At 65.7% G+C, this 13,720-nt stretch carries 10 protein-coding genes; 3 read left to right on the top strand and 7 right to left on the bottom strand.

The features are described from left to right. Positions 1-306: 306 nt before the first annotated feature. The 3 genes from ACLIMP_RS16430 to ku form a co-directional block, all read right to left on the bottom strand. Positions 307-1,662 (bottom strand): tetratricopeptide repeat protein, encoded by a 1,356-nt coding sequence (locus tag ACLIMP_RS16430; protein WP_324699139.1) that lies wholly within the window; start codon positions 1,660-1,662, stop codon positions 307-309. A 135-nt stretch (positions 1,663-1,797) separates the two neighbouring features. Next, a complete protein-coding gene (ligD, locus tag ACLIMP_RS16425; RefSeq protein ID WP_443478560.1) occupies positions 1,798-4,323 on the bottom strand; it encodes a DNA ligase D in 2,526 nt (841 codons plus the stop codon). 3 nt (positions 4,324-4,326) lie between these two features. Further along, complete coding sequence (ku, locus tag ACLIMP_RS16420) at positions 4,327-5,217, bottom strand: non-homologous end joining protein Ku (RefSeq protein WP_324699141.1); 891 nt, start codon at positions 5,215-5,217, stop codon at positions 4,327-4,329. Between the two features lie 176 nt (positions 5,218-5,393). Here ku and ACLIMP_RS16415 point away from each other — a divergent pair, with 176 nt between their 5' ends. The 3 genes from ACLIMP_RS16415 to nikR all read left to right on the top strand — a co-directional run bounded on the left by ACLIMP_RS16415 (position 5,394) and on the right by nikR (position 8,376). Continuing rightward, a complete protein-coding gene (locus ACLIMP_RS16415) occupies positions 5,394-6,614 on the top strand; it encodes an NAD(P)/FAD-dependent oxidoreductase (RefSeq protein ID WP_443478559.1) in 1,221 nt (406 codons plus the stop codon). A 165-nt stretch (positions 6,615-6,779) separates the two neighbouring features. Further along, the gene (locus ACLIMP_RS16410) at positions 6,780-7,697 is read left to right on the top strand and encodes a BON domain-containing protein (RefSeq protein WP_054436155.1); all 918 of its coding nucleotides are present in this window, start codon (positions 6,780-6,782) and stop codon (positions 7,695-7,697) included. 205 nt (positions 7,698-7,902) lie between these two features. Beyond that, positions 7,903-8,376 (top strand): nickel-responsive transcriptional regulator NikR, encoded by a 474-nt coding sequence (gene nikR, locus ACLIMP_RS16405; protein ID WP_054436153.1) that lies wholly within the window; start codon positions 7,903-7,905, stop codon positions 8,374-8,376. Here nikR and ACLIMP_RS16400 read toward each other — a convergent pair. The 4 genes from ACLIMP_RS16400 to ACLIMP_RS16385 form a co-directional block, all read right to left on the bottom strand. Further along, the gene (locus tag ACLIMP_RS16400; protein ID WP_185999190.1) at positions 8,359-9,195 is read right to left on the bottom strand and encodes a HoxN/HupN/NixA family nickel/cobalt transporter; all 837 of its coding nucleotides are present in this window, start codon (positions 9,193-9,195) and stop codon (positions 8,359-8,361) included. The genes nikR and ACLIMP_RS16400 overlap by 18 nt on opposite strands. Further along, on the bottom strand, positions 9,192-11,156 hold the full coding sequence (locus tag ACLIMP_RS16395) for a TonB-dependent receptor (protein ID WP_324699143.1): 1,965 nt from the start codon (positions 11,154-11,156) through the stop codon (positions 9,192-9,194). Before ACLIMP_RS16395 ends, ACLIMP_RS16400 begins: the two co-directional genes overlap by 4 nt. 195 nt (positions 11,157-11,351) lie before the next feature. Next, complete coding sequence (locus ACLIMP_RS16390; RefSeq protein WP_054436148.1) at positions 11,352-12,143, bottom strand: sulfite exporter TauE/SafE family protein; 792 nt, start codon at positions 12,141-12,143, stop codon at positions 11,352-11,354. Next, positions 12,140-13,513 carry an ATP-grasp domain-containing protein gene (locus ACLIMP_RS16385; RefSeq protein WP_185999192.1) on the bottom strand — a complete coding sequence of 458 codons (1,374 nt, stop codon included), beginning with the start codon at positions 13,511-13,513 and terminating at the stop codon, positions 12,140-12,142. The genes ACLIMP_RS16390 and ACLIMP_RS16385 overlap by 4 nt, the downstream gene beginning before the upstream one ends. Positions 13,514-13,720: the final 207 nt, after the last annotated feature.

Raw genomic sequence — 13,720 nt, 5'->3', positions numbered from 1 at the left:
AACCCTCGGCTCCGGCGCAAGGCGAACTGCTCTTTGGCGAATGCGCAAAAAATAGGCCCCGCGGAAACCATTCCCGCGCGGGGCCTAGGTTGGGTCGCTCCGAATATAGCGCCGGCCTGGTCCAGATCCCCCGATCCTGCGACCTGCTCCAGCAGATCAATGCCCCCGACGCCCACAAGAATTATTCTACGCCCACGCAGGTGATTCTACGGTGATGCAAATTGCTGCAAATTGCAGAAATCCGCCAAAAATCATTTTCTTATCAGCGCCGCGGCGATGGGAGAGGGGCTATTCGCTCATACCCGATCAGGGTAGCGCTACCCTCGGCGGCGGGAACACCAACTGCCCGAGCAGGCCGGTCACTTCCGGGTCGTTCTTCCACGCCGATTCGATTCGCCGGGTGACGGGCCGGGAGTTCCAGCGCTCCCCCAACACCACCGCCTCTTTCATGAGCGAGACCAGTTCGTTCCGCCGCCCGGTGGCCGAGGCGTAGAATGCCGGTGTCTGGCGGATGCGCCGCCCACCCTCGGCAAGTTCGCCGCGAGCATCCGCAATCAGGATGTCGGGCGCGCGGGCAGGATCGTTGTTCAGCGCCCCCGTCATCTTTTCCGCCAGCGCGGCCGCGCCCGGATCCGAGCGCAACCGGGCGAAATCGCCGAGTTCACGAGTGAAGCCGCGAATATCGCCCATGCCGAGATAGACCCAGGAGAGACAACTGCTGATGGTCGCGTCCTGCGGATAGGTTCGCTTGAGGTCGAGCAGGAGCGCCAGCGCTTCCCGGTCATTCCCGGCCTGCCACCGCGACCAGGCATGTTCCACCGCGATCGGCTGGGAACCGGGCATCAGCAGCATGGCCTTGGTATAATACCGTTCGGCCATCGCGTCTTCGCCAAGATCCGAAAGGATGTTGGCCAGCCAGAAATATGTCTGCCCGTCTTCTCCATCGAGCCGCAGCGCCTCGCGGAAGGATTTGAGCGCGGCTTCGGGATCGTTGTCCCACCAGTATTCGATGAAGCCCTGCGCACGGTGAGCGCTGGCCAGATCGGGATCGAGATCGAGCGCTTTCTGAGCCGCGCTCCGCGCCTTGCCGAAGGCCTCCGCGTCGTTCACCTCGCCATATTCCCGGTAGATCAGCCAGCTTTCCGCCAGTCCCGCGCGGGCCGGCGCGTAGTTCGGGTCACGCTCGATCACGGACGTGTAGAGCCGGATCGAAGCGGCGAGATCCTTGGGTGTCCGGTGCCCCCATGCATCGCGCGCGGCCACGAAATCGCGTGCCACGACGGGGTCTTCGGGCAGGGCCTCGCTCTGCGAACGGTCATGCCACAAGCCCCATGCGAACAGTCCTGCAAGCGCCAGCGCGGCAAGGCCTGCATAGAGGGCGGGGCTACGATATTTCCCCGTAACCGCTCCGTCCGGCTCCGCATCGAATGAACCCTGCGGCGATTGCGGCAGTGGTATGTCGAACAGTTCGGCAGTGGAATTCCGCTGCGCCCATTCGACCAGTTCCCGCTCGAAGGCGAATACCGTCTTCTGCTTGCCGCCGGGGAGCTGATGGATCGGCAGCCCCCTTTCGCGCGCCCAGCGGGCAACGGTTGTGCGGTCGCGGCCGAAGTGAGCCGCTATCGCTTTCCACCCATCAAGTCGACGGTCTTCTGATGTCATAAAAACCCGCCCGCCCCTAGGTCCCGAAGGTTACTCGCTCCTTAAGTAATTCTCAAGATTGGGAATGCCGATGTTCAGCAACGATACAGATTTTTTTGCAGTGTTCACAAATGAACATTATGAACATGCTGCAGATCACAAGTCGGGTAAGCTCTGTTCGGCGAAACCCCACCCCCGCAGTTGGGCGGCCCGTTCGATCAGGCGGTGGCCATCGCCGATCGCGAAGGGATGCGCATCGCTCATCTCATCCAACTCGTCCCAGGCGATCGGCACCGCTACCGGCGCTCCCACACGGGCACGGGCGGAATAAGGCAGGACCGCTGTGCTACCGCGCTGGTTGCGCAGCCAGTCGATGAATATCCTGCCCTTGCGTCTGGCCTTGCTCATCGTGGCGACGTAGCGATCGGGTTCCGCCTGGCTCAGCGCTTCGGCGAACCGGCGCGAGAAATCCTTGTGCGCTTCCCAGTCGTGACCGGGCGTAAGCGGCACGATGACATGCACCCCCTTGCCTCCCGAAAGCATGGCAAAGCTGACGAGGCCGATATCCGCAAGGTGGCGGCGCAAGTCCTGCGCGGCGCGGCGGCATTCCGCGAATGGCAGCCCTTCGTCGGGGTCGAGGTCGAAGACCATGCGATCAGGCTTCTCCACCGCATCGGCGCGGGCGCCCCAGCCGTGGAATTCGATCGTGCCCATCTGCACGCAGGCAACCAGACCGTCCGCGTCGCCAAGGTACAGATAGTCCTCGCTGCCGCCATCCTTCTCGCGGATCGGGACATGATGCACATGTTCGCCGAACGAGCCACTGTCATGCTTCTGGAAGAAACATTTCTTCGCGCGGCCCTGAGGACACCGCACGAGGCTGATAGGCCGGTTGGCGGCAAAGGGCAGCATGAGCGGCGCGATCTCGGCGTAGTAATCGGCAAGCTCGCCCTTGGTCTGGCCGCTTTCGGGAAATATCACGCGGTCGCGGCTGGTCACTTTCACGTCGATCACGGCGCGTGGGGCGGGTTTTGGCATTTCCGGCGCAACTTCCCTTGCTTCCTTGTCCCCGCGCAGCCCCAGGAAGCTGGCATGGCGAACCCGGCCTTCGGCCGTGAATTCCGCGAAGGCCACTTCGGCGACCAGTTTCGGCGTGACCCAGCTCGCCCCCCGCGCCTCCGCGCCTGCCACTTCGGCGGGCGCGGTCTTGCGTGCCAGAGGGGCCAGTCTGGCGGCGATGTCGTTCAGCCCATCGGCGTCGAAACCGGTGCCGACCTTGCCGCGATAGACCAGCCTGCCGTCTTCGTACTGGCCCAGCAGAAGCGAGGAAAACGGCCGTCCGCGCGCAGTGGAGCGGCTCCAGCCGATCACCACGAACTCCTGCCGCCGGGTGCACTTGATCTTGACCCAGCTTCGCGTGCGCCGCCCCGCGTAAGCCGCATCGATGCGCTTGGCGATCACGCCTTCCTGCCCGGCCCGGCACATGGCATCGTATAGCTTTTCGCCCGCGCCGATCACATGGTCGGCCACGAAAACGGGCGGCAGCGCTTCCGAAAGGAGCGCCTCCAGCCGCTCTTTCCGCTCGATATTGGGAAGCGGGGCCAGATCGCGACCGTCAAGTTCCAGCAGGTCGAATGCGTGGAACTCCAGAGCATCGCTGTCCTTCTGGCTGCCATGGCCGCGCTTGAGCACGGCCTGCAGGCTGGAGAAGCTCGGATTCCCATCCGCGCCCCGCGCGATGATCTCTCCGTCGACCAGGCAGGGCGGCAGGTCCAGCCCGGCGATGATCCCGGCCAGCGGCGCGAACTTGTCGGTCCAGTCGTGGCCGTTGCGGGTAAAGACGCGGACCGTGCTTCCCGCCGCCGCAACCAGCGCACGATAACCGTCGAACTTGATCTCGTGCATCCACAGGTTGCCGTCCGGCACCGCGTCCACCAAAGTCGCGAGCTGCAAGGCGCGGAATTTCGGCGGCGTGCCGGTTCGCGCCTTGCGCGCCCTCGGTTTCGCAGCCTTTGCATTATGCTCGGCCGCAGCGCCCATGGCCTGCGCGAAAGCCTTGCCTTTCTTGCCCCTTAGCGACTGAGTGCCCTGCCGATCGGCCTCGATCTCGGCCATGGTCCGGCCGGTGAGAACGCTGGTAAGCCCCTCGTCCACTAACCTGTCGCCCGAAAGCGCCTCACCGTCTGCGACCTTGCGCAGCAGCCAGTTCTCGCGCTTCTCGCCGGGGCGGCCCTTCATGCGCACCAGCAGCCATTCGCCCTTCATCCGTTCCCCGTGGAGGGCGAAATGCAGATGGCCCTGCTCGATATCCTTCGCGCTCTTGCCCGCGACCGGCGCCCATGTCCCCTCGTCCCACAGCATCACCGTGCCGCCGCCGTATTCGCCGTGCGGAATGCTTCCCTCGAATTCGGCGTAGGAGAGCGGATGGTCCTCGGTGCGCACCGCAAGGCGCTTGTCCTCGGGATCGGCGCTCGGCCCCCTGGTCACCGCCCAGGACTTGAGCACGCCGTCCACTTCGAGCCGGAAATCCCAGTGCAACCGCCGCGCGGCATGTTTCTGGACGATGAAGAGATCGCCGCCGGCGCTCACCCCCTGTTTGCCTGACGGTTCCGCCGTCCTCGCGAAGTCGCGCTTGCGGTTGTATTCGGCAAGGGGATCGGGTTTCCTCACGCCTCGCGCCATGGCTCAGGCCCGCTTGCTGCCGCGTGTCGCCGCGGTCTTGCCGGAAGGCGCCGCGCGTTTGGCAGGCGCCTTTTTCGCGGGCGCGGCTTTCTTCGCTGCTCCCCCTTCGCCTACCGATTTCCTGAGCGCCGCCATCAGGTCGATCACGTTGCCCTTGCGGTTCCCGGCGGGTTCCTCGACGTCCTCCAGCACCCGCTTGTTGCTCTTGGACTTGACCTTCTTGTCGATCAGGCGGTGAAGCGCGTCGATGTAGCGGTCATGAAACTCGGCCGGGCGGAAAGGCGCGGTCTTCTTGTCGATCAGCGTGGTCGCCAGGTCGAGCAGGTCGGCATCGGGGCTGTCGTCGCCGATCTCGCGGAAATAGCCCTGCGCCTTGTTCACCTCGTCTGCATAGCGCAGAACTTCCATGACGAGGCCCCGTCCGCAGGGCTTGATCGACACGAGTTGCTCGCGCCCCCGCACCGCCAACTGGCCTAGCCCGACCTTGCGGCTTTTCCGCAGCGCCTCGCGGAGCACGATATAGGCTTCCTCGGCGAGATCGTCGGCCGGCACCACGAAGTAGGGCTTCTCGTAATAGAGCACGTCGATCTCGTCGGCATCCACGAACTGGACAAGCTCCAGGGTCTTGCGGCTTTCGATCTTCACCGCCTCGATCTCCTCCTCATCGAGGAGGACGTAGTTGCCCTTGGACACCTCGTAGCCCTTGATGATCTCATCACGGTCCACCGGGCCCACGCCGGCGGCCACCTTTTCGTAGCGGATGCGCTTTCCGGTGGGTTCGTGGATCTGGTGAAAGGAGATCGCGGCGCCGGACTTCGTGGCCGGATAGACCTCGATCGGGATCGAGACGAGCGCCAGCCTGATCTGTCCCTGCCAGTATGCGCGTGCGGCCATGGCCTGTTCCTTCCTCGCAGGAAGAAGGAAGCCGCGAGGGCCTGTCGTGGTTCCCGTGGCCATTCGGGCGAGCGCCGAAAGAGATGAAGATCGCGCTGCCCCCGAACGCCCGCCTCGCACGTTCCAGTCTGGTTCGGCAAAGGCGAAGGACGGCAATGGCGATGAACGAGCAATCGATGGTTCTCACGGAATCCCGCGACTTGCGCACCGGCAGCGTGCCCTGGCGGGAAAGCGAATGGCACTGCCCCAAGACCTCGGAATTCCCTTCCGCCGAAGTGGACATTGCGATCCTGGGCGGCGGCATAATGGGTGCGATCCTGGCCGAACGCCTGAGCGCAAGCGGCCGGAAAGTCGCCGTCTGCGATCGCCGTCCGCCCGGTTGCGGCAGCACGGCCGCCTCCACCGCACAGATCATGTGGGCCATGGACGTGCCCCTGCTGACCCTGGCCCGGACGCTGGGCGAGCCGGAAGCGGCCCGGCGCTGGAAGCGCGTGTTCGCCGCGGTCCAGCGGTTCGGCGAACGGCTGGACCGGCTCGGGATCGACGGCAAGCGCACATGTCCCACGCTCTATCTCGCGGGCGACCTGCTGGATGCCGATGGGCTGCGGGAGGAAGCCGAAGCCCATCGCCGCCATGACCTGCCGTCCGACTACCTCGACGCGGCGGCCGTGGCCGAACGTTTCGGAGTGGCGCCCCGCGCCGGTATCGTCTCCTCCGGCTCCTTCTCCATCGACCCCGTGCATACCTGCCACGAACTGCTGGGCCGCGCCCGGCAGTCCGGCGCGGAAGTGGTCTATCCGATCGACATCGCCGCGCTGCACCCCGATCCCGCCGGGATCGTGCTGGAGGCGTCCGACGGGCGCTCGTTCCGCGCAAGGGACGTGATCCTGGCCACCGGCTACGAGCGCGCGCGCCTGTTCCTGCCCTCCAGCTTCTCATTGCTTTCGACTTTTGCCATTGCGACGCGGCCCGGAATCGCTCCGCTCTGGCGGGAGGACGCCATGATCTGGGAGGCGAGCGATCCCTACCTCTACGTTCGCACCACACCCGACGGGCGGGTGATCGCGGGCGGCGAGGATGTCGAACTGGCCGATTCCGACAACCGCGATGCGCTGCTCCCCGGCAAGGCGGGAACGATCGCCGCGAAGCTGGCCGCCACGCTGGGGTCCGGGCCGATCGCATGGGATCGCGCCTGGAGCGCGACCTTCGGAAGTTCCCCCGACGGATTGCCCGCGATCGGCCGCAGCGCTTCGATGGAGCATGTCTGGCTGGCGGCCGGGTTCGGCGGCAACGGCATAGCCTTCGCCGCTCTCGCCGCGGAACTGCTGGAGCGCGAGCTTGCGGGTGAGCCCGACCCGGATGGCGACGGGTTCGACCCCTACCGGTTTTCGTCCTGAACGCCGCCCCCTGCGCCGCCCTCTGCGACAGACGCCCCGCAATTCGCGCCGGACAGTGGATCGCAATCCCCGGCGGCCCGTTTGAACTTCAGACGCCGAGAGAGCCGGCCAGTCCCGGACATCTCCTCCGTCCGAAAGTTTTGAAAAACGCCAAGGAGAGCAGCCATGAATCGACGCGATCCCAACATCACGCCCTCGGCCGGAAAGCAGCCTTCCGGCGGCTATCGCAGTGACGAATCGTCCTGGGATTCGCCGCGCCAGACCCATCAGTGGCAAGCCGACGCAAACCGTCAGGCCGGCGGTGACTGGGTGCAGGATGACGATCAGGGCACCAGCCACTTCGGTGAAGGCCGCGCCCGCGACAGGGCTCGCCCGGATGGCGCCAGCCGCTACGATACCGGCTCGCGCGATTATCGCGGCGACGACAGGCGACCCCTGCAAGGCGAACGCCGCTATCGCTTCTCCGGGGAGAGCCGCTCTGCAAGCACCTCCGAATACCCCACGCACACTTTCGATGCGAGTGGCGGCAACGACTTCGCCGAATTCACCGGCGACGACTATGGCGGCCGGGATTTCTACAATCGCGGCGGCGGCCTGACCGGCGGCATGAGGCCGAGCGGTTCCTATCGGCCCAGCCATGGCCCCGGAAGCTGGGCATCCAGCGATGACTATGGCGGCTGGCGCGAATATGGCGAACGCCGCGGCTTCCTCGAACGCGCGGGCGACGAGATCGCAAGCTGGTTCGGCAGCGAGGATGCCACGCGCCGGCGCGAGGAAGACCACCGCGAGGATCATCGCGGCCGCGGGCCGTCCGATTACACCCGCTCCGACGAACGTATTCGCGAGGACGTGAACGATACGCTGACGAATGACTGGCGGATCGACGCCAGCCATGTCCGGGTTGTGGTAAAGGACGGTGAAGTCACGCTTGAGGGCACGGTGAGCAGCCGCCAGTCGAAGCGCCGCGCCGAAGACCTTGCGGACGACATCACCGGCGTGCGCCATGTGCAGAACAACTTGCGCGTCGGCGATTCAGTGGGAAGCACGACCACGCCATCGGCCACCACGCCGCTGTCTCGCTGATCGCTCAGCGATACGCGGACAGGTTCGAGGGGAAGCCCGAAAGGGCTTCCCCTTTTCGCATCCATTACCCTCCGCATCCGCTCCGGCTCGGTCCGTTCGCCCTTGGGGCGCGGTCAGGAGTATCCGAGCTGGAGGCCGGGTTTGACGGGGCCCGATCACCGCGCCAGACAGGGCCTGTCTTTTCCATCCCGAAAGTGCCCGATCCATGCAGCGCGTGACCATCTCCATCGACGATCAACTCGTGGAGACGCTGGACCAGCTGATTGCCGAGCGCGGCTATCAGAGCCGTTCGGAAGCCATGCGCGACCTTGTGCGCGGCGCCATCGAAAGCTGGCGGCAGGAGAACAGCCGCAGCGAGCATTGCGTGGCCAACCTGTCCTACGTCTTCGACCGCCGCACCCGCTCGCTGCCGCAGCGCCTTGCCGATCTCCAGCACGAACACCACGATCTGGTGGCGGCCAGCACGCTGGTCCGGCTGGACCATGACCACGGACTGGAAAGCGTGATGCTCAAGGGGCCGACCCGCCAGGTCAAGGCTTTCGCCGACCGGGTCCGGGCCGAGCGGGGCGTGCGCTTCGGCACGATCAACATGCTCGACGTGGAAGCCGGAGACGGTCACGACCACGCTGGCGCGCATGACCACCACGGCCATGCGCATATGTCACCGCGCAGCAAGTGAAGGCCCGGCGCGCCCTCCTCTGGCACGCAGGGCGTGCAGCAGCGCAGCGAAGGCGAAAGTCCCGGCGCTGAGCGCGACGACCGCAGCGCTGGCGGCAAGCCCGTGCGCCTCGCGCCATTGATCCAGCCTCGGCAGCAGCAGGGCCGCCATTCCCAGCAGGCCCAGCCCGAGATTGGCAAGTCCGATCCCGCCGGTGACGGCGCGCGAGACCATCGCCGCGCGCGCGTCGGCCGAGCGCAGGAGATGGACGGTCAAGGCCCCGTTCGCGGTTCCCACCAGCACCATTCCCGCCGCGAAACCTGCACAGCCCATCAGCGCCCAGGGCCAGCCGCCCAGCAGCTTTCCCGCAACCCCCAGCCCGAGCGCGATCGCCACCGTATCGAACGAGATCGCAAAAAGGGCGCCGGTCAGCACGATCATCAGGCTCCTGTCGGCAGGAGGAACCAGCCGGCTGCGCCAGCCCCGGACCGGGACCGGCCCGGTTCCGGCATGGCGACGTACCGCGCGCAGGTTCATCATGCCCAGCAGGATCAGTGTCGTGGCCGATATGGCCACTCCCGTCAGCGCCAGCCAGTCGGGCGGGGCCACTTGGCGGGAAAGGAACAGGCATCCGGCAAAAGCGATCCCGGTCACGACCAGAACGTGACCGGCCGCGAAGGAGACCCCCGCCATGCGGGCGTGCCACGGCCGGGAAACCGCAGATCGCCGCGCGGCAGCGTCTACCACGGCAAGATGATCGGCATCCAGCGCATGGCGCGCGCCAAGCGCGAAACCGGTCAGCAGAAGCGCCTGAAACGAGAGCGTGGCCGGATCGATCACAGGCGATACCTCAGGGAAAGGCGAACCTGGCGCGGCTCTACCGGGTGAATGTGGCGGTCCTCCACGCCTTCCGCCGGCTCTCCGGCAAGACGCGAGGCGTAGTAATAGGAGATGTCGGCATCCCTGGCATCGAAGAGATTGAGCACGTCGAGACCGATCTTCACGGCACCGCGCGTGTAATAGGCGCCCAGGTTGACGAGGCTGGTGGGATGCGAACGCACGCTGTTGTCCTCGATCAGCGGTGCCGCGCCGAAGTGGCGCAGCCGCAGGGCGCCGCTGAAGCCATGGCCCAGTTCGACCGCCGCTCCGGCCGAAAGGACTTCGCTGACGGCGTTGGGAATGCGGTCCTCCCCCGCATCGACGCCGCGAAACCGCGCATGGGTGAGCGCACCGGCGGCATCCAGCGCCAGCCAGTCCACCGGGCGCCAGAACAGCGTCGCCTCCACGCCCCGGCGGTGCGTGGCATCGTTGGGCTCGGTGGAGCCACCGTCACCCACGAAGACCAGTTCCGAACCGAGGCTGAGGTGGAAGGCCACGAGCGAGGCGGTAAAGCGCGGCAGTTCCAGCCGCACGCCCAGTTCCTCACCCCGCGCCTTCACCAGCACCGGCACGCGGTCCACCGCTTCCCCCGTGACGGGATCGTTGCGGATCGCCGCCCCGCGCACATCGTTGGAATGGAAGCTCTCTCCGTAATTGGCGTAGAACTCCAGCCGGTCGGTCGCTCGCCAGGCCAGCGCGGCTTTCGGGCTCAGCATCGCGCCGGAACCCTTGCCGGAATTGGCGGCCATCGTCAGGGCATTCACGTCATAACCATAGACATCGCCGCGCAGGCCCAGCGTCAGGCGCAGCCGGCCAGAAAGCGCGGCCGCCGCCTCGCCATAGGCACCGCCGCTGTACTCGTCGACCTTGTCCTTCCGGATCGCCGCGCGCGTTACGCCGGCGACCGAGGAATAGAGCCCGATCTTGCCGATATGATCCCACCGCCCGTCCCCACCCAGCGTGAAGGTGACGGGCAGCCCGGCGAACTGCGATTCGATACGGTGACGGACCGAGCCGCCGAAAACGCCGCGCCGGTCGCGCTGCTGGAACTCGTCGCCGTTGACCGGGTCATTCAGGAAGTATGTGAAGTTGGACGTCAGCAGGAACCGGTAATAGGTCGCATAGGCGGAGATTTCCGTATTCCCGAGCGCGGCGTTCCCGAACAGGCCAAGCCGGGTCGTGCGTCCGCCAAGTGCGGGATCGATGTTTCCCCAACGATCGATCAGCCCTTCGTCGATGGCGCGCCGGGGAACCTGGTCCGTCGCATTCCAGGTCGCGCGGTAGCCGGTGAAACCGATGCTCCATCCATGTTTCTGTGTGCCCTGGGTATACTTCAGCAGGCCGTTGACCTTCTTCAGGTCCTCATCGAGATCCCAGGGGCCGTTGGAATGCGTGCCGTCCACCGCCATGAGCAGGTCTCCGCCCATCGCCTTCACACTGCCGGCCGCCAGCGCCCGGTAGTAGCCGTAACTGCCTGCCGTCGCCTCCATCAGCGGGCGGGACAGGCTGTCGACGGTCCTGAACTGCACGGTTCCGGCGGCTGAGAAATCCCCGACATCCGCAAAGTACGGGCCCTTGCGATAGTCGATCCGCTCAACCAGTTCAGGGATCAGGAAGTTGAGATCGAGATAGCCCTGCCCATGCCCGTGCGTGGGCATGTTGATGGGCACGCCGTCGACGAATCCCGCAAAATCGGTGCCGTGATCGAGATTGAAGCCGCGCAGGAAATACTGGTTCGCCTTGCCCGTGCCCGAATGCTGCGTGGCAATCACACCCGGCACATTCTCGACCAGTTCGCCCACGCGGCTGAGCGGCTTGTCCGCGAAATCCTCATAGCCCACGACGCCTTGCGAGCCGGATTGCGCAATCCCGATCTGCGCAAGACCGCGCCCGTAGACAACGATCTCCCTGTCCGCCGCCACAGGCACTTCCTCCTCGGCCAAGGCCGGGTGGGCAGACAGCAGGGCGGCCGCAACAGCCGCGCTGCGACAAGCACTGCGCCTAAACGAGCGAGTCGCCCAAGCCGCCGATTGAGTATGAATAATCATCGCGATATTCATACGAATCTTCGCCGCACCCAGGATGGGGCATTTGACGTATGCGCCGGGTGGAGCGGCCTAGAAGCGGGCGAATACCGGGATCGCCCCGAACATCAGCGAGAGCAGCCCGACGAGGCTGATCGCTATCAGGACGCTGCCGACGCCTCTCAGCAGGCTCGTCGAGGAAAGGCGCCGCGTCACGAGCGCGCCAACCGGCGCCGCCACGATCCCGCCGATCAGCAACCCCGAGGCGGCGATCGTGAAGGATTGCAAGCCCAGCTTGCCGATGAATGCCGACAGGACGGTAACGGTGACGAAGAACTCTGCGGCATTCACCGTGCCGATCGCCATGCGCGGCGTCATGCCCTGCGCCAGCAGGTTGCCCGTCACCACCGGCCCCCAGCCACCGCCGCCTACCGCGTCGAGGAAGCCACCGGCCAGCCCCAGCGGACCGACCAGCTTCATCCGGCGATAGGCCTGCGGGCGCCTTGCTCCGCGCCAGATAAGATAGACCCCGATGGCCGCGAGGTAGACGAACACCGCAGGCCGAACGATGGTCAGGCTCACCACGGAGAGGAGCCAGACACCGCAGAGCCCGCCCGCGATACCGGGGATCACCAGCCGCGCGAACAGCGACCAGTCGACGTTGCGCTGGAGAACATGCGCAACGCCGGAAGCGCCGCTGGTGAAACCTTCGACGGTATGTGTCACCGAGGAAGCCAGCGCGGGCGGCATGCCCAGCAGCATCAGCAAGGAATTGCCGATCACACCGAAGGCCATGCCCAGCGCACTGTCCACGGTCTGTGCGGCGAAGCCTATCAGGATGAACGGGATCAGGTCGGACCAGGGTATCGTAGCCGGGTCGATCATCGGCGCATCTTCCGTCGCAATTGGGAGGCGGGCTTGCCGAAGCGTCCGGCCGGCGCGGTGAACAGGAACAGCATGGGGAAGCTCAGCGCGATCACCGAAAGGAGCCCGCTCAGGGCAGCTTCCGCCCCGGCAAGCCAGGGAAGCACCGCCGCCCAGATCGCCACGCCCAGCACGACCAGCAAGGTCCGCTCCTGTTCGAGATCGTCCAGCGCCGACAGATCGGTGCGGACCCGGCCCTCGAACAAGGTGCGAAGACCAAGGCTGGTGCGGCTCTTCCGGTCAACCAGAGGTGCCGGGATCGCGGCATGGGCAAGGCAGTTGACCCCGGCGGCGATCATCCTGAGACCGATTGCGCGGGCGAAGCGCCTGGGATCGGCGTTGCGATCGCTGATCGACCGAAGGCCCGTGCGGCCGCCGAACATAAGTTCGGCCAAGGCATTGCTTTCGGCCGGTACCGGCGTTTCGGCAGGCGCGTCCTGCGTCGACCTGATCCATTCGAGAATGGCGGAAGGCACGTCCATTCCGCTGGCGCGTTCGAGGCCCTGGAACCCCGGCGCCGAATTCGCCTCGCAGATACGATAGCCGTCCTCGTCGAACAGGATGTCGATCCCGGTCACGTCGAGGCCCAGCACGTCGGCCGCCTGCACCGCAAGCTCGGCCATCTCGGGTGGCGGGTTGTACGCCACCCCGACGCCTCCCAGCGAAACGTTGGACTTGAAACCGCCCGTCATCGACCGCCGTTCCATGGCCGCCACCACGCGGCCTCCCACCACCAGCACGCGCACGTCGCGGCCATGGCTGGCACGGACATAGTGCTGGAGAATGAAATCGGCCTTGGCCTCGGCACTTTCCAGCAAGCCCGCAAGATCCTCGAACTGCTCGCGGTCCTCGCATTTCAGGACGCCGGCGCCGCGCGTTCCCTTGAGCGTCTTCACGATCAGCGGGAACCCCAGTTCACGCTCCACAAGTCCGACGTCGATCGGAAAAGTGCCCAGGATCGTACGCGGAATAGGAAGGCCCGCCCGGCTCAGGCTCTGGAGCGTATGCAGCTTGTCCGCCACCCGTTCGATAGTTGCAGGGCCGTTCACCAGCCGCACTCCGCGGCGCTCGAAATGGCGCAGCAGTGCCAGTGTGAAGTAGTCCGTCTCAGCGCCGGTACGGCACAGGATGAAGTCGGGCCGCTCCATCGGATGGCCCTGGTACTTCGTCCCCCAATCGTCCCCCGCGCCCACGATGAGATCGAAGCGATGCGGATTGAGAATGTGCAGCTCGATGCCCATGGCGCTTGCGGCTTCCTGAAACCGCAGGATTTCCGGAACCTCCGGGATGGCCGGATCAAGCTCTCGATGAAACAGGACCCAGCCCCGCAATCGCTTCTCCTTTGTCGGCCGAAATTCGGCATTTCCTGCGGCCACGCCCCGCCTGTCGGCTGAAGCCGACTGGACGAGGGCATAACGCCTCTAGCGCCGCATCGGTTGCAGAACGGCGTCAATCGCGCGCCTGGCCTGACTAGCGCCCGGACATCCGGCTTGCGTAATGCAGCCTTTTAATTGCGTTTCGCGCATCTTTTTATGAGT

This window comes from Novosphingobium aeonii (genome assembly GCF_052279045.1).
Classification (GTDB): Bacteria; Pseudomonadota; Alphaproteobacteria; order Sphingomonadales; family Sphingomonadaceae; genus Novosphingobium.
The sequence above is the reverse complement of the archived record's forward strand: the minus strand, read 5'-3'. Positions and strand labels throughout refer to the sequence as shown.

Excerpts from the sequence above, each read along its gene's own strand:
- ligD (WP_443478560.1), bottom strand. The coding sequence starts at position 4,323 with ATGGCGCGAGGCGTGAGGAAACCCGATCCCCTTGCCGAATACAACCGC.
- ACLIMP_RS16415 (WP_443478559.1), top strand. The coding sequence starts at position 5,394 with ATGGTTCTCACGGAATCCCGCGACTTGCGCACCGGCAGCGTGCCCTGG.
- ACLIMP_RS16430 (WP_324699139.1), bottom strand. The coding sequence starts at position 1,662 with ATGACATCAGAAGACCGTCGACTTGATGGGTGGAAAGCGATAGCGGCT.
- ACLIMP_RS16410 (WP_054436155.1), top strand. The coding sequence starts at position 6,780 with ATGAATCGACGCGATCCCAACATCACGCCCTCGGCCGGAAAGCAGCCT.
- ku (WP_324699141.1), bottom strand. The coding sequence starts at position 5,217 with ATGGCCGCACGCGCATACTGGCAGGGACAGATCAGGCTGGCGCTCGTC.
- ACLIMP_RS16390 (WP_054436148.1), bottom strand. The coding sequence starts at position 12,143 with ATGATCGACCCGGCTACGATACCCTGGTCCGACCTGATCCCGTTCATC.
- nikR (WP_054436153.1), top strand. The coding sequence starts at position 7,903 with ATGCAGCGCGTGACCATCTCCATCGACGATCAACTCGTGGAGACGCTG.